The sequence below is a fragment of the Staphylococcus cornubiensis genome (assembly GCF_900183575.1).
GTDB classification, from domain to species: Bacteria; Bacillota; Bacilli; order Staphylococcales; family Staphylococcaceae; genus Staphylococcus; species Staphylococcus cornubiensis.
Genome location: NZ_FXUZ01000020.1, coordinates 1 through 23,236 on the forward strand (window position 1 = coordinate 1; position 23,236 = coordinate 23,236).

The 23,236-nt window shown below is 39.7% G+C and carries 6 protein-coding genes; 3 read left to right on the forward strand and 3 right to left on the reverse strand.

What is annotated here, in order from left to right; all coding sequences use genetic code 11:
• Positions 1-15,722 (reverse strand): KxYKxGKxW signal peptide domain-containing protein (locus tag CCE82_RS12985; RefSeq protein ID WP_159454539.1); only part of this gene is annotated, 15,722 nt, incomplete at its 3' end.
• 764 nt (positions 15,723-16,486) lie between these two features.
• On the opposite strand from CCE82_RS12985, the gene lqo reads away from it, so the two are divergent.
• Together lqo and CCE82_RS11775 are read left to right on the forward strand one after the other, a co-directional pair.
• Positions 16,487-17,980: an L-lactate dehydrogenase (quinone) gene (gene lqo, locus CCE82_RS11770; protein WP_086429552.1), complete on the forward strand. Its 1,494-nt coding sequence runs from the start codon at positions 16,487-16,489 to the stop codon at positions 17,978-17,980.
• Between the two features lie 13 nt (positions 17,981-17,993).
• Positions 17,994-18,095, forward strand: a complete 102-nt coding sequence (locus tag CCE82_RS11775) for an SE2200 family small protein (protein WP_019169745.1) — start codon at positions 17,994-17,996, stop codon at positions 18,093-18,095.
• A 55-nt stretch (positions 18,096-18,150) separates the two neighbouring features.
• On the opposite strand, the gene lip is transcribed toward CCE82_RS11775, so the two are convergent.
• Positions 18,151-20,166 carry a YSIRK-targeted triacylglycerol lipase gene (gene lip / locus CCE82_RS11780; RefSeq protein ID WP_086429553.1) on the reverse strand — a complete coding sequence of 672 codons (2,016 nt, stop codon included), beginning with the start codon at positions 20,164-20,166 and terminating at the stop codon, positions 18,151-18,153.
• A 266-nt stretch (positions 20,167-20,432) separates the two neighbouring features.
• On the opposite strand from lip, the gene CCE82_RS11785 reads away from it, so the two are divergent.
• Positions 20,433-20,927 carry an isoprenylcysteine carboxyl methyltransferase family protein gene (locus tag CCE82_RS11785; RefSeq protein WP_119184414.1) on the forward strand — a complete coding sequence of 165 codons (495 nt, stop codon included), beginning with the start codon at positions 20,433-20,435 and terminating at the stop codon, positions 20,925-20,927.
• A 263-nt stretch (positions 20,928-21,190) separates the two neighbouring features.
• On the opposite strand, the gene CCE82_RS11790 is transcribed toward CCE82_RS11785, so the two are convergent.
• On the reverse strand, positions 21,191-23,236 hold a 2,046-nt coding region (locus tag CCE82_RS11790), incomplete at its 5' end, for an SdrD B-like domain-containing protein (RefSeq protein WP_119184415.1).

Sequence of the window (23,236 nt, forward strand, 5' to 3'; positions counted from 1 at the left end):
TCTCCCGATGTAAGGTTACTAAAGAATTGACTTACTTCCTTCGCGATACTGTTTGATTCACTTGTACTCACTAATGCACTTGTTGATTCTGATGCATTCATTGAATGAGAACCATTCATCGATCCACTATTCGCTGCTGATCCACTTAATGACTCATAAGTTGATTTCGCTCCTGATGTGATCTCACTCATCAAGTCACTCACTGACGATGATTCACTTAATGATGCAGATGTTGATTCACTTTCAGACGTTGATGCTGATGCTGATTCTATTGTTGATGCACTCACTGAATCGCTTGCACTTACTGATGAACTTGTCGAATCTGACAGACTTACTGAAGTCGAAGCACTCGTTGACTCACTGTTAGAAGCCGACGTACTTAATGATTCATAAGTTGATTTTGCTCCCGATGTGATTTCGCTCATTAAGTCACTCATTGATTCGCTTAATGATTCTGAAGCTTCCGTAGATTCAGATGCTGACACTGATTCACTTTCAGATACATTTTCTGATGCTACTACTGACGTACTTGTTGATGCGCTCATCGAATCACTCGTGCTTACTGACGTACTTGTTGAATCAGACGCACTCATTGAAATCGAAACACTCACTGAATCACTGTTCGAAGCTGATGCACTTAATGACTCATAAGTTGATTTCGCTCCTGACGTAATTTCACTCATCAAATCACTCATTGACGATGATTCACTTAATGATGCAGATGTTGATTCTGATTCTGATACTTTCGTAGATTCAGATGCTGACACTGATACGCTTTCTGATGCTACTAATGACGTACTTGCTGATTCTGACATGCTTGTTGATGCGTTTATTGAATCACTTGTGCTTACTGATGCACTCACTGAATCGCTTGCACTTACTGACGTACTAGTCGAATCAGACAGGCTTACTGATGTTGAAGCACTCGCTGAATCACTGTTCGAAGCTGATGCACTTAATGACTCATAAGTTGATTTCGCTCCTGACGTGATTTCACTCATCAAGTCACTCATTGACGATGATTCGCTTAATGATACTGATGTCAATTCGCTTTCAGACATTGATGCTGACATTGATGCTTTCGTAGATTCAGACGCTGACAATGATGCACTTTCAGATACGCTTTCTGATGCTACTAATGACGTACTTGCTGATTCTGACATGCTTGTTGATGCATTCATTGAATCACTAGTGCTTACTGATGCACTTGTTGAATCAGATTCACTTACTGACATTGAAATACTTACCGACGCACTATTTGAAGCCGATGTACTTAATGATTCATAAGTTGATTTCGCTCCTGATGTGATCTCACTCATCAAGTCACTCATTGACAATGATTCGCTTAATGATGCTGATGTCGATTCTGCTTCTGATTGACTTACAGATGTTGATACTGATTCTGATGCTTTCATAGATTCAGATGCTGACACTGATTCACTTTCAGATACGCTTTCTGATTTCTCTACTGAAGTACTTGCTGATTCTGATGCACTTACCGATGCGCTAACAGATTCGTTTGTACTTACAGACGCACTTGTCGAATTAGACAGACTTTCCGACGTTGAAGCACTCACTGAATCACTCTCAGACATTGATGCTGATTCTGATGCTTTTATAGATTCAGATGTTGATACCGATGCACTTGCACTTTCACTTGTTGATGTGCTTGTTGACGCAACTACTGATTCTGATACACTCTCTGAATTACTGATTGATGTCGAAGTTGATTCTGATATGCTTGCTGATTCACTTGTCGATATAGATGTTGACAATGATGCACTTGCAATTAAGCTATTTGACTTCGATTGACTTTCAACGATGCTTGTTGATTCGCTCAATGATGCCGATTCTGATTGTGATGTACTTTCAGATGCAGACACACTGTTTGATTTCACAAGTGATTCAGATTGAGATACTGATTCTGATGTCGATACTGATTCTGATTTCACTGTAGACGTTGATTGACTATCAGAAATTGATGCGCTTGTAGACGCTTCTACAGATTCAGATGTGGATTCGCTATTTGATGTTGACATTGATGCGCTTGCACTTTCACTTGTCGATGTGCTTTCTGATGCATGCGTTGATGTCGACACACTTGCTGAATCACTATTTGATATCGAAGTTGACTCTGATGTGCTTGCTGATTCACTTGCTGATGTTGATGCTGATAGTGATGCGCTTGCAATTAGGCTATTTGACTTCGATTGACTTTCAACGATGCTTGTTGATTCGCTTAATGACGCGACTTCTGATTCTGATGCACTTTCTGATGCCGACACACTATCTGATTTCACAGTTGACAACGATTGTGATTCAGATACAGATGTTGACAACGAATCTGATTTCATTTTTGAAGTTGATGTTGATGCTGCTTCACTCTCAGACTTACTTGTCGATGCTGATGTAGAATCACTAGCCATACTTGCTGACTGTTTCACTGATGCTGAATCACTTTCAGAAGTTGATTTCGCTGTTGAAGTTGATTCGGATACACTCACTGAATCTGATGCTACTTTCGATGTTGATATCGAAGTTGAAGCAACTACTGATTCACTTGCTGATACTGATTTTCTTATTGACACTGAATCCGATGCACTTGTTGATTGCGCAGCGCTTCTTAATAACGAGATCGAATCTGATTCTGACGCTGACGTACTATGAGATTTAGCTGACACTTCAGAATTCGACGTACTTGTTGATGCAGATGTCGATTGTTCTGTTGATTCAGATTCACTTGCTACAGTACTAGTAGATTCGGAATCACTTGCCGTTTGTGATGCTACAGTTGAATTTGACACAGACGTGCTTGTTTCAGTCGACTTACTTGTTGACGCTTTTGTCGAGTCAGCTAATGATTCTGAAGCACTTCTTGATGCTGATTCACTTGTTGACAATGACGCACTTGTGAATTCGCTCGTTGACGTTGAATCACTTGCTGATGTTTGTTCAGACGCATTAATAGATGTCGCTGTACTATTTGACTTATCAACACTGATTGATGTTGATGTGCTTTCTGAATCTTTAGTAGATGTCGATGCTACAGTTGAAGCAGATTCTGACGCTGAAACAGATTGACTTTCAGATGTTGATGCACTCGACATTGATGTAGATTTTGCAATCGATGTTGATGTGCTTTCTGATGCTTCTTCACTTGCTAACGTTGAAATATTTCTTGAGTTAATACCTGATCTGTTTGCACTGATTGATACAGATTCAGAAGTTGATGTTGATGCGGACGCACTTTCCGATTTAATAGCACTTTCTGATTTCGATTCACTGATTGATACACTTTCTGATTGTGCTGCACTCATTGATTTTGAATCAGATTGTACTTGCGATAAACTTGTCGATCTAGAAAGACTTACTTCTCTCTCAGATAATACATTTGATCTTAAAATCGAATTAGATTCACGTCTAGATTCGTTATTACTATATACTACAGAATTTTCCTCTGATATGAATTCAGATTTAGTTTCACTTCTTGATAATGATTGTAAAGTTGACACTCCTACAGATGCCTGTTCAGAGTTATTTGTACTCTTTACAACTTCAATGCTAAGTGATGTGAGTTTATTATCAAGTAAACTTCTAGATTCGGATGCGGAATCCGTAGAATCTGTTCTAATTGTGTCAGATGTTTCAATTGAATCTGATTTTGACATTGACGCACTTACTGATTCTGACTTACTTTCAGACGCTCTGATACTCAATGATTCATTGTGGCGACTTTCAGAACGAGAACCCTCATTAATAGAATCTCGAACAACAGTTGACTCACGTTGAGAATCATTCATACTTGTTCTCACTGAAGCTTGAAGAGAACTTCTTGTCGACATCGCAGTACTTCTCGATGTTGAGTCAGACTCAGAAACTTGAGTACTTTCTGATTTTGACGCACTTTCTTCAGTCGAAGCTTTCTCCAATGATGTTGATGCTGAATCAGACTTACTATTTTCATGATCTGTACTTACTGATTCTGATGTGCTTGTCGACGCATCTGTACTTGTCGATGCTGAATAACTCATTGAAATTAACACCGAATCTTCATTACTGATTGAAGTAGATATAGATGTTGATTCCGATTGACTTACTGATTGATCAACTTGAGATACACTCATCGAAGTCGAGAATGATGTCGAACGACGCTCTGATTCACTGTTTGATGCTACTGTTCGATCAACTTCTGAAGTACTTGCCGATGTCGATGCAGACTCTGATTCGCTATTTGCAACAGATTTTGATGTTGACAATGATTGAGATGCAGAGTTCGATGCATGAATCACACTTTCAGACTGCGCAATAGAATCTGCCGTACTTACAGATGCACTTTCTACTTGTGATTGACTCATTGATTTCGATGCAGACGTTGATGCTTCTTCAGACATAGACGTACTTTCTGATTCAGAATTTGATGCTGATTCAGATGCACTTCTTGATTTCGAAGTAGATTCTGCATTTTCTGACGCACTTACAGACGCTGATACTGATGCAGACATACTGCTTGATGCCTGATCACTCACTGACGCTGATGTACTGTCTGATGCATGTTCAGAGTTCAAAGCACTTGCTGACAATGATGCTACTTTAGATGTTGACGCTGATGTACTTGCTGAATCTAACGTGCTTGTTGATGCCGAATCACTCTCTGATACATTTACAGAATTCAATTGACTGATTGACGTAGATTCTTCAGATGTCTGACTTTGAGTAGAATCTTTTGCCACACTTTCAGACTGTGCAATCGAAGTTGATGTTGATGCTTCTATACTAGACGATGCTGATGTACTTGCTTCATCATTTTCAGATGTTGACAGACTCGCTGATGTTGACTCAGACGCACTCACTACATTTGATATCGATGTTGACATACTAGACGATTTTGCTGCACTCAATGATTGAGAACCTGTTGTTGAAATACTTGCTGATTTCGATTCATCTGGTGTCATCGACTTAGCAATAGCCTCATCAAGACTTGTTGATGCTGATTCAGATAATGATTGTGCAACAGACTTAGATGTCGAACTTGATTCGGATTTCGATGTACTCACTGATGTAGACACACTTGCTGACTTCGATGTCGATGCTGAATGAGATGCGCTCGTTGACACAGATGCGTCAGATTGCGCAGCTGATACAGATTGTGATTTTTCTACAGAGTGCTGCACTGATACAGATTGACTGTTTGATTCAGACACACTGTTTGACACTACTTCAGATGCACTATTAGATTGAGATACACTTGCCGAGCTTGATGCATGTGATACACTTTCAGACTGTGCAGATGACATCGAATCACTCTCTGATGTAGATGTACTCACTGATTCACTTGTTGATGTCGATACTGAATTTGATTCTGAATTCAATGTTGACGTTGACGCACTTGTTGACGTATTTACAGAATCTTCCGTACTGATTGACGCTGAAATAGCATGACTCTCTGCACTTTCTGATTCGCTTGCTGATGTGCTCATCGATTTTGCGATAGAGTAGCTTGTTGATGCTGAGTCGCTTTTATCATTTCCAGATTGTGATGAATTTGCTTTAGACAATGATACAGAAATACTTGTCGATGTTGACGTACTTTCTGATTTTTCAGTTGATACTGACTCGGACTTCGCTACTGATTCAGATGCGCTGTTCGACTCGCTTGCTGATATTGATGTTGATGCACTCACTGATTTTTTAGTTGATGCTGACTCGGACTTCGCTACTGATTCGGATGCACTATTTGACTCGCTCACTGATTTTTCGGTCGATGCTGATTCAGATTTCGCTACCGATTCGGATGCACTATTTGACTCGCTTACCGATGTTGATGTGCTTGTCGATTTGCTTGCTGATACAGATGTACTTTCAGAAGAACGAGTAGATTGTACTTTACTCAACGACTCACTTTCTGATTCATTCAATGATCCTTGAGCTACGATTGACGTACTTTCTGATGCCGATGCACTATCAGATTCACTCACTGATGTTGACGTCGATGTACTTGCCGACTTCTCAGTTGATGCTGACTCAGATTTAGCTACTGATTCGGATGCACTATTCGATTCGCTTACTGATGTCGATGTCGACGCGCTTGTCGATTTTTCAGTTGATGCTGACTCAGATTTCGCTACCGATTCTGACGCACTTGTCGACTCGCTTACTGATGTCGATGTTGATGCACTCGCTGATTTTTCAGTTGATGCTGACTCAGATTTCGTTACCGATTCGGATGCACTTACCGATTCGCTTACTGATGTTGATGTCGATGCACTCACTGATTTTTCTGTTGATGCCGATTCAGATTTCACTACTGATTCTGACTCACTTGTCGACTCACTCACTGATGTTGACGCGCTTGTCGATTTTTCAGTTGATACTGACTCGGACTTAGCTACCGATTCAAACTCACTTGTCGACTTGCTTACTGATACAGATGTACTTTCAGAAGATCGAGTAGATTGTACTTTACTCAACGACTCACTTTCTGATTCATTCAATGATCCTTGAGCTACGATTGACGTACTTTCTGATGCCGATGCACTATCAGATTCACTTGCCGATGTTGATGTCGATGCACTCGCTGATTTCTCAGTTGATGCTGATTCAGATTTCGCTACCGATTCGGATGCACTTGTCGACTCACTCACTGATGTTGACGCGCTTGTCGATTTTTCAGTTGATACTGACTCGGACTTAGCTACCGATTCGGACACGCTATTCGATTCGCTTACTGATGTCGATGTCGACGCGCTCACTGATTTTTCAGTCGATGCTGACTCAGATTTCGCTACCGATTCGGATGCGCTATTTGACTCGCTTACCGATGTCGATGTCGACGCGCTCACTGATTTTTCAGTCGATACTGATTCGGATTTCGCTACCGATTCAGATACGCTGTTTGACTCACTCACTGATATCGATGTTGATGTGCTTGCCGACTTCTCAGTTGATGCTGATTCGGATTTCACTACTGATTCAGATGCACTATTCGACTTGCTTACTGATACAGATGTACTTTCAGAAGATCGAGTAGATTGTACTTTACTCAACGACTCACTTTCTGATTCATTCAATGATCCTTGAGCTACGATTGACGTACTTTCTGATGCCGATACACTATCAGATTCACTTGATGATGTTGACGTCGATACGCTCGCTGATTTTTCAGTCGATGCTGACTCAGATTTAGCTACTGATTCAGATGCACTATTCGACTCGCTTACTGATGTCGATGTTGATGTACTTGCCGACTTCTCAGTTGATGTTGATTCAGATTTCGCTAACGATTCTGACACGCTATTCGATTCGCTTACTGATGTTGACGTTGAAGCGCTCGCTGATTTTTCAGTTGATACTGACTCGGACTTAGCTACTGATTCAGATGCACTATTCGACTCGCTTACTGATGTCGATGTCGATGTACTTGCCGACTTTTCAGTTGATGCTGACTCGGACTTAGCTACTGATTCGGATGCACTTACCGATTCGCTCACTGATGTCGATGTCGATGTCGACGCGCTCACTGATTTTTCTGTTGATGCCGATTCAGATTTCGCTACCGATTCAGATGTGCTATTCGATTCACTTACTGATGTTGATGTTGACGCGCTTGTTGATTTCTCAGTTGATGCTGACTCGGACTTAGCTACCGATTCAGATGCACTATTCGACTCGCTTACTGATGTCGATGTTGATGTACTTGCCGATTTTTCAGTTGATGTTGACTCGGACTTAGCTACTGATTCGGATGCACTTACCGATTCGCTCACTGATGTTGATGTCGACGCGCTCACTGATTTTTCAGTCGATGCTGACTCGGACTTAGCTACCGATTCAGATGCGCTGTTTGACTCACTCACTGATGTCGATGTCGACGCGCTTACTGATTTTTCAGTCGATTCTGACTCACTTGTCGACTCGCTTACTGATGTTGATGTTGAAGCACTTGCTGATTTTTCAGTCGATGCTGATTCAGATTTCGCTACCGATTCTGACTCACTTGTCGACTTGCTTACTGATGTCGATGTTGACGCGCTTGCTGATTTTTCAGTTGATGCTGACTCAGATTTCGCTACCGATTCTGACTCACTATTTGATTCGCTCACTGATGTCGATGTTGACGCGCTCGCTGATTTCTCAGTTGATGCTGATTCGGATTTCACCACTGATTCGGATGCACTATTCGACTCACTCACCGATGTCGATGTCGACGCGCTCACTGATTTTTCAGTCGATGCTGACTCAGATTTAGCTACTGATTCGGATGCACTTACCGATTCGCTTACTGATGTTGATGTCGATGCTGATTCAGATTTAACTACCGATTCGGATGCGCTATTTGACTCGCTCACTGATGTCGATGTCGACGCGCTCACTGATTTTTCAGTCGATTCTGACTCGGACTTCGCTACCGATTCGGACACGCTATTCGATTCGCTTACTGATGTCGATGTTGATGTACTTGCCGACTTCTCAGTTGATGCTGATTCGGATTTCACTACTGATTCAGATGCACTATTCGACTCGCTTACCGATGTTGATGTGCTTGTCGATTTGCTTACTGATACAGATGTACTTTCAGAAGAACGAGTAGATTGTACTTTACTCAACGACTCACTTTCTGATTCATTCAATGATCCTTGAGCTACGATTGACGTACTTTCTGATGCCGATGCACTATCAGATTCACTTGCCGATGTTGACGTCGATACGCTCGCTGATTTTTCAGTCGATGCTGATTCGGATTTCGCTACCGATTCAGATGCGCTGTTTGACTCACTCACTGATGTCGATGTTGATGCTGACTCAGATTTCGCTACTGATTCGGATGCGCTGTTCGACTCACTTGCTGATGTCGATGTTGATGTACTTGCCGATTTCTCAGTTGATGCTGATTCGGATTTCACCACTGATTCGGACGCACTATTCGACTCACTCACCGATGTCGATGCCGACGCGCTCACTGATTTTTCAGTCGATGCTGACTCGGACTTAGCTACCGATTCGGATGCACTTACCGATTCGCTTACCGATATCGATGTTGACGCGCTTTCTGATTTTTCAGTTGATGCTGATTCAGATTTAGCTACTGATTCAGATGCGCTGTTTGACTCGCTTACTGATGTTGATGTCGACGCGCTTACTGATTTTTCAGTCGATACTGATTCAGATTTCACTACTGACTCTGACGCACTATTCGACTCGCTTACTGATGTCGATGTACTTTGTGATGCACGCGTACTAGCTGCCTTTGATTTCTTAGTACTTGCTGCTTTCGACTTTCTTGTGCTTGCTGCTTTTGATTTTTTAGTGCTTGCTGCCTGTGACTTCTTAGTGCTTTCCGACTCGGATTTCACGGCTGATGTTGACTCTGAAGTCGATGTTGATGTACTTGCACTATCCGACTCGCTTACTGATGTTGATGTCGACGCGCTTACTGATTTTTCAGTCGATACTGACTCGGATTTCGCTACCGATTCGGACGTACTTGTCGACTCGCTTACCGATGTCGATGTCGACGCGCTCACTGATTTTTCAGTCGATGCTGATTCAGATTTAGCTAACGATTCGGATGCACTTGTCGACTCACTCACTGATGTCGATGTCGACGCGCTCGCTGATTTTTCTGTTGATGCCGATTCAGATTTAGCTAACGATTCGGACGTGCTTGTCGACTCACTCACTGATGTTGATGTTGAAGCGCTTGCCGACTTTTCAGTTGATGCTGATTCAGATTTCGCTAACGATTCGGATGTACTGTTTGACTCGCTTACGGATGTCGATGTTGATGCACTCACTGATTTTTCTGTTGATGCTGACTCTGATTTAGCTACTGATTCAGATGCACTATTCGATTCGCTTACCGATGTCGATGCACTATTTGACTCACTTACTGATGTCGATGTACTTTGTGATGCTTCTGTACTCGCTGATTGAGATTCCACTGTACTTGTACTTTGTGACTTCACTACAGATAATGACTCTGAATCCGATGCTGATGTCGATGTGCTATTCGAATTGCTTACTGATGTCGATGTTGACTCTGAAACTGATGTTGACGTACTTGCGCTTGTCGATTGGCTTACTGATGTCGATGTACTTTGTGATGCACGCGTACTTGCTGCTTTTGATTTCTTCGTACTTGCAGCTTTCGACTTTCTTGTACTTGCCGTTTTTGACTTCTTAGTGCTTGCTGCTTTTGATTTTTTAGTGCTTTCTGACTGCGACTTCACTACAGATAATGACTCTGACGTGCTATTCGATTCGCTTACTGATGTCGATGTACTTTCTGATTTATCTGTTGATACTGATTCTGAGTTCTCTACTGATTCAGACGTACTTGTCGACTCGCTTACTGATGTTGACGTTGACGCACTTGCTGACTTATCAGCTGATACTGATTCAGACTTCACTACTGAGCCTGACGCACTTGTAGAGTCGCTTACTGATGTTGATGTCGATGCACTCGCTGACTTATCTGTTGATACAGACTCGGACTTAACTACTGATTCAGACGTACTATTCGATTTGCTAATTGATGTCGATGTACTAGCTGAAGATTTAGTAGATTGCACTTTACTTAGTGACTCACTTTGCGATTCGTCTAATGATCCTTGTGCTGAAATTGATGCACTTTCTGATGCCGATGTGCTGTCAGATTCACTCGTTGATGTCGATGTTGACGCACTTGTTGACTTATCAGTTGACACTGATTCTGACTTAGCCAATGATTCAGACGTACTTGTCGACTCACTTGCTGATGTTGATGTCGATGTACTTTCTGAGGCTTCCGTACTAGCAGATTGTGACTCCACTGTACTTATACTTTGTGATTTCTCAGTTGATGTACTTTGTGATGCACGCGTACTTGCTGCTTTTGATTTCTTCGTACTTGCAGCTTTCGACTTTCTTGTACTTGCTGTTTTTGACTTCTTCGTACTTGCTGCTTGTGACTTCTTAGTGCTTTCTGACTCTGAATTTACTGTCGATGTTGATTCTGAATCCGAAACTGATGTCGATGTACTATTCGATTCGCTTACTGACGTCGATGTACTTTGTGATGCTTCTGTACTTTCCGACTGTGAGTTAACTGTCGATGTTGATTCTGAATCCGAAACTGATGTCGACGTACTATTCGAATTGCTTACTGATGTTGAAGTCGATGTTGAAGTTGACGTTGACGTGCTCGCGCTATTCGATTCACTTACTGATGTTGATGTACTTTGTGATTTTTTCGTGCTTTCTGACTGTGACTTCTTCGTACTAGCTACTTGCGATTTCTTCGTACTTTCTGACTGTGACTTCACTGTCGAAGCTGATTCTGAATTTGATACAGATGTCGACGTGCTATTCGAATTGCTTACTGATGTTGAAGTCGATGTTGAAGTTGACGTTGACGTACTTGCGCTATTCGATTCACTTACTGATGTTGATGTACTTTGTGATTTCTTCGTGCTTTCCGACTGTGACTTCTTCGTACTAGCTACTTGCGATTTCTTCGTGCTTTCTGACTGTGACTTCACTGTCGAAGCTGATTCTGAATTTGATACAGATGTCGACGTGCTATTCGAATTACTTACTGATGTTGACGTCGATGTTGAAGTTGACGTTGACGTACTTGCGCTATTCGATTCACTTACTGATGTTGATGTACTTTGTGATTTCTTCGTGCTTTCCGACTGTGACTTCTTCGTACTAGCTACTTGCGATTTCTTCGTGCTTTCTGACTGTGACTTCACTGTCGAAGCTGATTCTGAATTTGATACAGATGTCGACGTGCTATTCGAATTACTTACTGATGTTGACGTCGATGTTGAAGTTGACGTTGACGTACTTGCGCTATTCGATTCACTTACTGATGTTGATGTACTTTGTGATTTCTTCGTGCTTTCCGACTGTGACTTCTTCGTACTAGCTACTTGCGATTTCTTCGTGCTCTCTGACGCTGACTTCACTGTTGATACTGACTCTGAATTTGATACAGATGTCGACGTGCTATTCGAGTTACTCACCGAAGTCGACGTCGATGTGCTTGCACTATCCGACTCACTTACTGACGCTGATGTACTATTTGACGCCTCTGTACTTATACTTCTTGATTTTTCAGTACTTACTGCTTTTGATTTCTTAGTACTTGCTGCCTTTGACTTCTTAGTACTTGCCGCTTTTGACTTCTTAGTGCTTGCTGCTTTTGATTTTTTAGTGCTTTCTGACTGTGACTTCACTGTCGATGTTGATTCTGAATTTGATACAGATGTCGACGTGCTATTCGAGTTACTTACCGAAGTCGACGTTGATGAACTTGCACTATTCGATTCACTTACTGATGTTGACGTTGATGAACTTGCACTATTCGATTCACTTACTGATGTTGACGTACTTTGTGATTTCTTCGTACTTTCTGATTGCGACTTTTTCGTACTGATGCTTTCTGATTCTCTTGCGCTCTTTTGACGACTAAGTGATTCTGAATCTGAAATTGATGTACTAGTTGACGCACTTAACGACTTACTTGTTGATGTACTATTCGAATTGCTTAATGATGTTGACGTCGATGTTGAAGTTGAAGTTGACGTACTTGCACTATTCGATTCACTTACTGATGTTGAAATACTTTGTGATTTCTTCGTACTCTCTGACGCTGACTTCACTGTTGATACTGACTCTGAATTCGACACTGAAGTTGACGTGCTATTCGAGTTGCTCGTTGAAGTTGATGTCGACTCTGAAGTTGATACTGATGTCGATGTACTTGCACTGTTCGAATCACTTATCGATGTTGATGTACTATTTGACTCGCTTACTGAAATCGATGTCGATGTGCTTAATGACTCACTTTTCGATGTACTCAACGACTTTTTCTGTTTTGGTGTCAGTGACTTTTTAGGCTTGTGTTTATTCGACTTTTTAGGCTTACCATTATTTGATTTCTTATGTTTGCCATTATTCGATTTTTTGTGCTTACCAGTATTTGATTTCTTATTCGTGCTTGTCGAGTGCGTGCTCGTACTTCCATTTGACTGCGATCCTGCTGTTGCACCGTTTGAATTTCCTGATGTATGTGAATCAGAGTTTGAAGTCGACGCACTCATGCTATTCGACTGACTTGTTGAAGTTGAAGCTGATGACGATGCACTTGTACTGCTCGAATTGCTTACAGAAGTCGATGTTGATGCACTTGTACTATTCGAATTACTTACAGAAGTCGATGTTGATGCACTTGCACTATTCGAATTGCTCACTGATGTCGATGTTGATGTACTATTTGATACTTGTGTACTCGTTGATTGTGATCCTGCTACTGTACTGTTTGAATTCCCTCTTGATGTTGAGGTTGAATTTGATGTCGATGTACTTGCACTGTTCGAATCACTTATCGATGTTGAGGTACTGTTTGACTCGCTTACTGAAATCGATGTCGATGTGCTTAATGACTCACTTTTCGATGTACTCAACGACTTTTTCTGTTTTGGTGTCAGTGACTTTTTAGGCTTGTGTTTATTCGACTTTTTAGGCTTACCTGTATTCGATTTCTTATGTTTGCCATTATTCGATTTTTTGTGCTTACCAGTATTTGATTTCTTATTCGTGCTTGTCGAGTGCGTGCTCGTACTTCCATTTGACTGCGATCCTGCTGTTGCACCATTTGAATTTCCTGATGTAGCTGAACCTGAATTTGTAGACGCTATCGATGTACCTGAAGGATTTGACTGGCTTCCACTATTTTGGCTTAAACGACTCAGTGATTCTGAATCAGAAACTGACGTGCTTGTTGATGTACTCGTTGACTCTGATTTCGAATTTGAAATACTTGTTGATAAACTCAATGATTCAGATTCTGAAATCGAAGTACTTGTCGATTTAGATGCACGTAGCGATTTGCTTTTTGATCGACTAATACTTTTCTTTAGTTCTTTCGAGTTGTGTTTAGACATAGCAACTGAATTTTTTGATTTAACAGTTGATACACTTTTCGAACCAGCCAATTTGTTAGATTTTGCCAAAGATGCGTTAACTGAGTTCGCATAATTAAAATGTGAAACTACTAAACTATAAGAAATAGACTTGGACTTATTATAAGAATTAGCGCTATCTCTCGCATTCAGTGTATGGCTGTTTGCACCAGTATTTGAATTTATATTTGTCGTATGACTACCGTTATGTGGCGGTTTAGGATGTACTGGTTTCTTAGGATGCTTCGGCTTTGTAGGGTGCTTCGGTTTCTTAGGATGCTTCGGCTTCTTATTATGTTTCGGATTGTTAGAATGTGCTTTAGCAATTGATTTACTTTGCTTATTAGAAGTCGACGTAGACTCAGATGCAGAAGTAGATTCACTTTTCGAAATCGAAACTGACTTCTTATATTCTTTTAACGCTTCAACATACGGATCTTTCCCACTAAGTAGTGTTGTTTCAAAGAAGTTGTATCCACCTTGTCCCGGAGTTAACGCTTCTGTACCAATAGGTCTAAATGACCATGTACGATCACCATTCAAATTACGAACTGGCACTTTAAATGTCGCAGTCAAACCTTTACCTGCTTTTGCTTGTGGTTGCGTCATATCAGCGTGAATCCAGTTGTAACCACTTCCATGAACACCAAGCATATTCGTTAGTGTCGTTTTACCTTCAAAGTTACCGTGTGCAGGTGACGTAATACCTTGTGTAACTTTAGTTGGAGAACCAAAGGCACTACCTAAACGTAAAACAGTGATAGAATTATCAAATGTGTTTTTAATCGATTTTCTAGTATTCGAAATTCTTGGTTGTTCAACGTTTGCTGTATTCGGATTGTCATATGTCACAGTGTATTTAAAGATTAAATTTGAGCCATCACCTGTTACATCTAATTTGTAATAGATAGGTGTGCCATCATTATCTCTACCGCTACCAGTGTATGATTTTGTAGCCGCTGGTGCCTCACCTGCAGCTCTGAAAACCGTATAAGCAAGTTGAACTGTCGAACCGTGCAGTGGTAAATGAACATTGTTTGGAGTTGCAGAATCTAATTTTACTAAGGATGTCGCACTTAAGGATTGATGCGTATCCTCTGAAGTACTTGATGGTTCAATTGCATGACTTGTTTGTTTTTCTGTTGATGCATTTGATTCATGATGTGTTGATGTACTTTCTTGATGCTCAGTAGATGTAGAATCTTTTTCTTTACTCTTTTCTGACTCATCAGATACTGAAGCCGAAGTTGAAAGTGACGTTGACTCTGAAGTTGAAGTGCTTAATGATTTAGACTCTGATTCAGATTCTGAAGTTGAAGTACTTGCTTGTTCTTCACTTGCTGTTGCACTCTCTGATCCTTGCTCAATTTCACTTTCTACAACACTCGTACTTTGATTTTCTGTTGACGTTGATTTTTCAATTGCTACAGACGTTTGATCACCAATTGTTTGACTCTTAGTTGCTAATTCAGATGTAATCGGTGCATCTGATGCGGCAAACGCATGTTGATCATGTAGCATATTGACGGTGAACATACCTCCAGCAATGGCTGTTGTTCGTATTGCGTTCTTTTTCAACTTGTCACCGAATTGTGTAGTGACTTCTCCGTTTTCATCTTTTACAATGTCACGGCTTAAAAAGGGTAAACCTAAAGCTTTTAATAATTGAAACTCTTTAATACTAGCTTGAACCCAGTTTTTACCTGACTTGTAAAGTTTCACTCTTGCTTTTTCTTCACTTAAACTCTTTTTTAATTCCCTAAATTTTCTTGTCATTGCAAAACTCCCATATCATAAATTTCCTTTAAATCCAAACATGTCACCGCTGCATTATTTGATAATAATACGATTTTACAATTTGCGCAACTTAATTTTAATCATTACTTTGTTTCATATATAACGTATTTCATCATTTGATTTTTCTTCGATTAAATTTATGATTTATTTGACTTATTGGTTTTTTGTATAAATAAAAAATAAGGAAAATTGATAAGAGGAAACGCCTTAACTTAAGGTTCTTTTGTTTGTAATATCCTATTGAAATCATTGGTTGGAATTTACATCTATCTAATTGATAAGTAATTTAATAAAATTAGTAGCCTTGAAGTTTTTGCAACTAAAACAAAAAATATTCAAGTTGTTCAATTTGAAGTGGGAGATAAGGGAGAATCTGCTTGAATTTTAAAATGACATATTCACTGTCTTAGCGCTGTATTTCAATTTTAATTTCGTATTCTATGAGTCCTATTTATTTAACATCTGTTTATTTTCTTTTTTATAATTTTAAAAACCTCTTAAATTATTTATAAAAACCATTGATTCACTCCTTTAATACGGGTTATTATTAATGTAGTAACGCGAAGTATGATGACTCATCATTTTGTGTGCATGTTTTTTACAAAGTGATGACATTCCTTTCTCATTTGAGTCATTCATTTTTGTTAGTATAGAAAATGTATTATAATTATGTTTGAAGTGATATAAAGGACTTGATTTCTATCATATTCCGCAATTTACAAAATGAAAGGTGATTATGTATTATGCCAACACAATCAGAACCAAAAGACATTGTCATTATTGGTGCCGGTGTGCTTAGTACGACTTTCGCTTCAATGATTAAAGATTTAGAACCTGAATGGAATCTTAAATTATATGAGCGTTTAGATAGTCCAGGTGTTGAAAGTTCAAACGAGCGTCACAATGCCGGTACGGGTCACGCTGCACTATGCGAATTGAACTACACGGTGAAACAGCCAGACGGTTCAATCGATATCGAAAAAGCAAAAGAGATTAACGAGGAATTCGAAATCTCAAAACAATTTTGGAGCTATCTTGTTAAAAGTAAAAACATTGATTCACCAAAAGATTTCATCAATCCTCTTCCACACATCAGTTTCGTACGTGGTAAAAATAACGTTCAGTTCTTAAAAGATCGTTACAACAAAATGAAAGACTTCCCAATGTTCGACAATATCGAATACACTGAAGATATTGAAGTGATGAGAAAATGGATGCCATTGATGATGCAAGGCCGTAGCGCGAGCGACATCATGGCTGCAAGTAAAATTGACGAAGGTACTGACGTTAACTTTGGTGAATTAACACGTAAAATGGCGAAAAGTATCGAAAAACATAAAAATGCAGACGTGCACTACAACCATGAAGTGAGAGACTTCAATCGTCGTAAAGACGGTAAATGGGAAGTGACAGTGGTTAACCGTAATACAGGCGAATCACAAGTTCAACTTGCTGACTACATCTTCATCGGTGCAGGTGGCGGTGCGATTCCATTGTTACAAAAAACAGGTATCCCTGAAAGTAAACATTTAGGTGGTTTCCCTATTACAGGACAATTCTTAATGTGTACAAACCCAGATGTTATCGAAGAACACGGTGTGAAAGTATACGGTAAAGAGCCACCAGGTACACCTCCAATGACTGTACCTCACTTGGATACACGTTACATCAATGGCCGTAAAGCATTATTATTCGGACCTTTCGCAAGCATTGGCCCTAAATTCTTAAAAAATGGTTCAAACTTAGATTTATTCAAATCTGTAAAACCATATAACATTACAACTTTACTTGCGGCAGCAGTGAAAAACTTACCATTAATTAAATACTCAATCGACCAAATCTTAATGACTAAAGAAGGTTGTATGAACCACTTACGTACGTTCTACCCTGAAGCAAAAGATCAAGATTGGGAATTATACACTGCTGGTAAACGTGTTCAAGTCATCAAAGACACTAAAGAATACGGTAAAGGGTTCATTCAATTCGGTACAGAAGTGGTTAACTCACAAGACCACACTGTTATCGCATTACTTGGTGAATCACCAGGGGCTTCTACATCAGTATCTGTAGCGCTTGAAGTATTAGAGCGTAACTTCGCTGAATACGAGTCTGAATGGACACCAAAATTACAAAAAATGATTCCTTCTTACGGTAAATCATTAATTGAAGATGCTGACTTAATGAGAAAAACACGTCAACAAACTTCTAAAGACTTAGAATTAAACTACTACGAGTAAAGGAGTTGCTAGTATGAAAAAATTATTAGTCGTTGCAACTGTACTCACTGCAGCTTTTGTTGCTTTAAAACGTTATCAAGAACACGTGAATAAAGCACCAAATATCGAATATTAAAGCATGCAAAAAGCCCGACATTTCTACGATAGAGATGTTGGGCTTTTTTATTGGGCTAAACTTGTTCTTTACGGACTAAATCTTCTACTAAAGAATGGTAAAAGTTTTGTAATTCTGCCCCACTGCGATGCCAGTCTAATGCATCTTGACCTGTAAAGTCTGTATGATCCCAACCCTTTAATGTTGGTGTCACTTGCCAGATTCCTTTAACTGCAGGTGCATTAAAGTCGACATTTTCAAACGCTTCATCTTCAGGGTGTTGTGATGAAACGACTGACACGAGACCATCATTTTCTCTCCATGCCGGATCATCTGTCATCCCAATTAAGTCCCCTGTTAAGACGTGGGCGATATTCATATACGGATCTGCAATTTGTGTACCAAAGATTGTTTCATATGTCGCAGAACCTGTATAAGATTTATAATAAATATCAGGGTTCAAATCAACGCGTGCATTCAGTTTTTTCGCACCTTCACGTGTTAAGTCATACAATGCTGTATCTTGAGACGTAAACAATGGACTATTGCTCACACGTTTCGCATATTCAGCATAAGTTTCCCCTTCTCGTTGCTCTAATCCCCACTGTTTTAAACCATAGTCAATTTTTTGACCTTTACGTCCAGCAAAGATATTGTACTCATATAACACACGTTTAATAATTTCTGTATTTCCTAAATCATCCGAAGCCACTGTGCCATCATGTGGTGTCGCAATTGTCGTAATTGAAGTGATCATTTTGTCATGATTTCCTTGGAAGAGTTCACTTATTGTGCCACCATGCTCTCTTTGATAAGCAATTTCTTCTGGATCTCCGTTGCGTAATAACTGTTCTAAAAGGCGAATTGTTTGGCCACCCATGCTATGACCGACTAAATGAATTCTTTGACCCGGGTGCCAATTTGGTAAAATTCCTTCGTAGGTTTTACCATAACGCTCATGTCCGTATTTTGTAGCGTGAGCCGCACCGTAATCGACAATGCCACCTTTTATGTAAGAATATAACTCAGCGGCACGATCCCAGTTACTACCAAATGCACTCACACTTGCTTCAAATACGTTGTAACCCGCATTGCGAAGTTCTTCAATCATTTTATATTTCGATCCACCCCAATAGTTCGAACCTTTAGGCGCATTGTCACCTACTAAACCAGAAAAGCCGTGTACAAAAATAATAGGATCTCTATTAATAAACTTGTCTTTAACAAGTGATTTGACTTTATCCGCTATCGTTGGTGCTGATGTCGTTTGCGTTTGCCCATGAGATGTAGTACGTGCAGGTTGGGCTGTTGCTTTTGAACGTGGTGCAACGACTTTTTTAGTTTTATCAGCTGGTTTTGATTGAGCATCTTTTTTTGGCGCTTCTGTCGCTTTAGGTTTCTGTTCTGTTTCCTTTTTTGTATTTTTATCTTTATGTTGACGATCAACTACTGAAAACTCTGGGTCTAACTCTGGTTTTTGCGCTGGTTTGGCTTGTTCCTCTTGCTTTTTATCTTTATCTTGACGATCAACTACTGAAAACTCTGGGTCTAACTCTGGTTTTTGTGCTGGTTTGGCTTGTTCCTCTTGCTTTTTATCTTTATCTTGACGGTCAACTACTGAAAACTCTGGGTCTAACTCTGGTTTTTGCGCTGGTACTGTTTGTGAATCTGCTTTTTTTGTTGGCGTTGCTTCACTATTTTGCTTTTTCTGTTCAGTAGTTGGTGGTGTTTGAGGAAGCGTGTCCGGTGCTTTTTCATTATCGACTTCTGTAGGTTTAGCTGTAGGTGCTGAATTATCAGAAGGGATAGGCTGTGTTGATGGTTGCTTGGCTAAAGGTGCCTCGCTAGTTTCAGGATTTTCATTCAAAGAGGTTGAATCGCTAGGACTAGGTGCTTCGGTCGCTTCTTTTGGCTGTGTATGTGATGCATCTTGTTGCAGTGCTGCTACTTGTGCGTCATGAGATTTACCGTTTTCAGCTGCTTGTCCATCTTGCCCCGCTAACATAAACAAACCAGATGCAATCATAATGGAAGAGACACCCATCGTTAGTTTTCTCAGTGCGAAAGTGTTACGTTTATTAAATTTCTGCAATTGTATTCCTCCTTAAATTTTGTTTATCACACTATTAATATAACAAATCAACATCTCAACCATTTTGATTTTTGCCTAACTGTATTATTTTTATGCTTAACTGTAAATTTATAATATCTTTTTATAAATCAAAATTTTAAATCACTGACATTATAGAAATCACTCGTTTAAAATCTATATATTTAATAATTAGTTAATAGCAATTGTAAATATTAAACTATAAAATAAAAAGGATGAATCAACATTACTTAATTGGGAGGCACACAATGGCTTTTGTTATTTTACTGATTTTCTTTATTATTCGACTAGTTAGTCTTGCCATTTCTATTAAACATTCGAAGCAGCTCGTACAACAAGGTGCGCAAGCTTACGGTGAAAAGAACTCAAAATGGCTTGCAATCACACATATTTTAATTTATGTTGGGGCGGCTATCGAAACATTATTGAACCATGACACATGGAGTTTGGTGAATACTGTAGGACTTATCATTCTTATTCTTGCTTACCTCGTATTATTCCATGTGATTAAAACTTTAGGACCGATTTGGACATTGAAACTGTATATTTTACCAGATCATCCTATCATCCGTTCTGGACTATACCGAATTACGAAGCATCCGAACTATTATTTAAATATCATTCCAGAATTAATCGGTGTGCTGTTACTTACACATGCGACATACACATCCATCTTACTCATTCCATACGCTTACTTCTTGTTCGTGCGTATTCGTCAAGAAGAAAAGCTTATGTCACTCTAATTGAAAAGGCACATGTTGAAAACTTTTAATTTCGACATGTGTTTTTTATTGTTCTTACTGCAAAAATATTAAAACCACTTTTTCTTTATATGGCGAATTGATTATAACTTCACTTCTCTACTCACTTCGATTAAATAGCGTTTGGCTACTTTTCATTGGATAAGACGCAACCTTCATTATCATGCTTGAAGTTCGCCCTCTCATTAAAAAAGAGACCTAGAATTGTGACATTCTAAGCCTCTTACATCAATATTTACTTTTTATTATTGATCTTTTTGTTTTTTACGACGACCTACAACGAATAATGCACCTAATGTTGCAAGTAATCCGCCTAATAATGGTGCTTGATTTGTTGATGTTTCACCAGTTTCAGGTAAAGCTTTGGCTTCATGTTTTGGTGATGGGTTGTGTGACTTGTCTACATGAGCCCCTGTGTTCATCGGTGTCTTAGGCATTGATGGACTTGGGTTACCTGGTTGTTCCGGCACTTCTGGTGTTGGATTTTCTGGGTTACCTGGTTGTTCTGGCACTTCTGGTGTTGGATTTTCTGGGTTACCCGGTTGTTCCGGCACTTCTGGTGTTGGGTTCTCTGGGTTACCCGGTTGTTCCGGCACTTCTGGTGTTGGATTTTCTGGTTGTTCTGGTGTCGGTTTATGGAAACCAGAGTCAATTGTCATATCGTCTTTGTTGTCGATGATGACTTTCACTGTTTGACCATCTGAATCCAATGCATCATGTCCAACATTTGATTTTGTTGGTTCAAATCCTTCTGGTGTTTCGAACGTTACTGTATATTCACCATTTGGAAGTTCTGTGAATTTGTAGTTACCATTTTCATCTGTTGTTGTCGTTACTGTAGTACCGTCTTCTTTAGTTAACGTTACTTTTACGCCACCGATTCCTGGTTCATTTGAGTTTTGGATACCGTCTTTGTTTAAGTCTTCCCAAACTTTATCACCAAGGTTGAATGTTGCTTCTACTTTTGGTGGTTCTACTTCTTCTGGCTTATGGAATCCTGAGTCGATTGTCATGTCATCTTTGTTGTCGATCACAACTTCAACTGTTTTACCGTCTGAATCTAATGTATAGTCGCCTACTTTTTCTTTCGTTGGCTCATAACCTTCAGGTGTTTCAAATGTTACTGTGTATTTACCGTTTGGAAGTTCTGTAAACTTGTAGTTACCATTCTCGTCTGTTGTTGTTTCTACTGTAGTACCGTCTTCTTTAGTTAACGTTACTTTTACGCCGCCGATTCCTGGTTCATTTGAGTTTTGGATTCCGTCTTTGTTGAGGTCTTCCCAAACTTTATCACCAAGGTTGAATGTTGCTTCTACTTTTGGTGGTTCTACTTCTTCTGGTTTGTGGAATCCTGAGTCGATTGTCATATCGTCTTTATTTTCGATCACGACTTCAACTGTTTTGCCGTCTGAATCTAATGTATAGTCGCCTACTTTTTCTTTCGTTGGCTCATAGCCTTCAGGTGTTTCGAACGTTACTGTGTATTTACCGTTTGGAAGTTCTGTAAACTTGTAGTTACCATTCTCGTCTGTTGTTGTTTCTACTGTAGTACCGTCTTCTTTAGTTAACGTTACTTTCACACCAGCAATACCTGGCTCATTTGAGTTTTGGATACCGTCTTTGTTGAGGTCTTCCCAAACTTTATCACCTAAGTTAAATGTTGCTTCTACTTTCGGTGGTTCTACTTCTTCTGGCTTGTGGAATCCTGAGTCGATTGTCATGTCATCTTTGTTCTCGATCACGACTTCAACTGTTTTACCGTCTGAATCTAATGTATAGTCGCCTACTTTTTCTTTCGTTGGCTCATAGCCTTCAGGTGTTTCAAACGTTACTGTGTATTTACCGTTTGGAAGTTCTGTAAACTTGTAGTTACCGTTCTCATCTGTTGTTGTCGTTACTGTAGTACCGTCTTCTTTAGTTAACGTTACTTTTACGCCACCGATTCCTGGCTCATTTGAGTTTTGGATACCATCTTTGTTGAGGTCTTCCCAAACTTTGTCACCTAAGTTAAATGTTGCTTCTACTTTTGGTGGTTCTACTTCTGGCTTCACAATACCTAAGTCTACTGAATAATCATTTGCATTGTTAATCGTTACTTTCGATTCTAAGCCGTTTGAGTCTAATTTAGCATCGCCCACTTGCGTTTTCGTCGGCTCATATCCTTCTGGTAATTCACTGAATTTAACTGTGTATTCTCCATTTTCTAATCCAGTGAATAAATATTTACCGTCTTTACCAGTCTTAGTTGTCATTGTTGAACCATCTGGTTTCGTCAATGTTACTGTTACACC

Excerpts from the sequence above, each read along its gene's own strand:
- CCE82_RS11775 (WP_019169745.1), top strand. The coding sequence starts at position 17,994 with ATGAAAAAATTATTAGTCGTTGCAACTGTACTCACTGCAGCTTTTGTT.
- CCE82_RS11785 (WP_119184414.1), top strand. The coding sequence starts at position 20,433 with ATGGCTTTTGTTATTTTACTGATTTTCTTTATTATTCGACTAGTTAGT.
- lqo (WP_086429552.1), top strand. The coding sequence starts at position 16,487 with ATGCCAACACAATCAGAACCAAAAGACATTGTCATTATTGGTGCCGGT.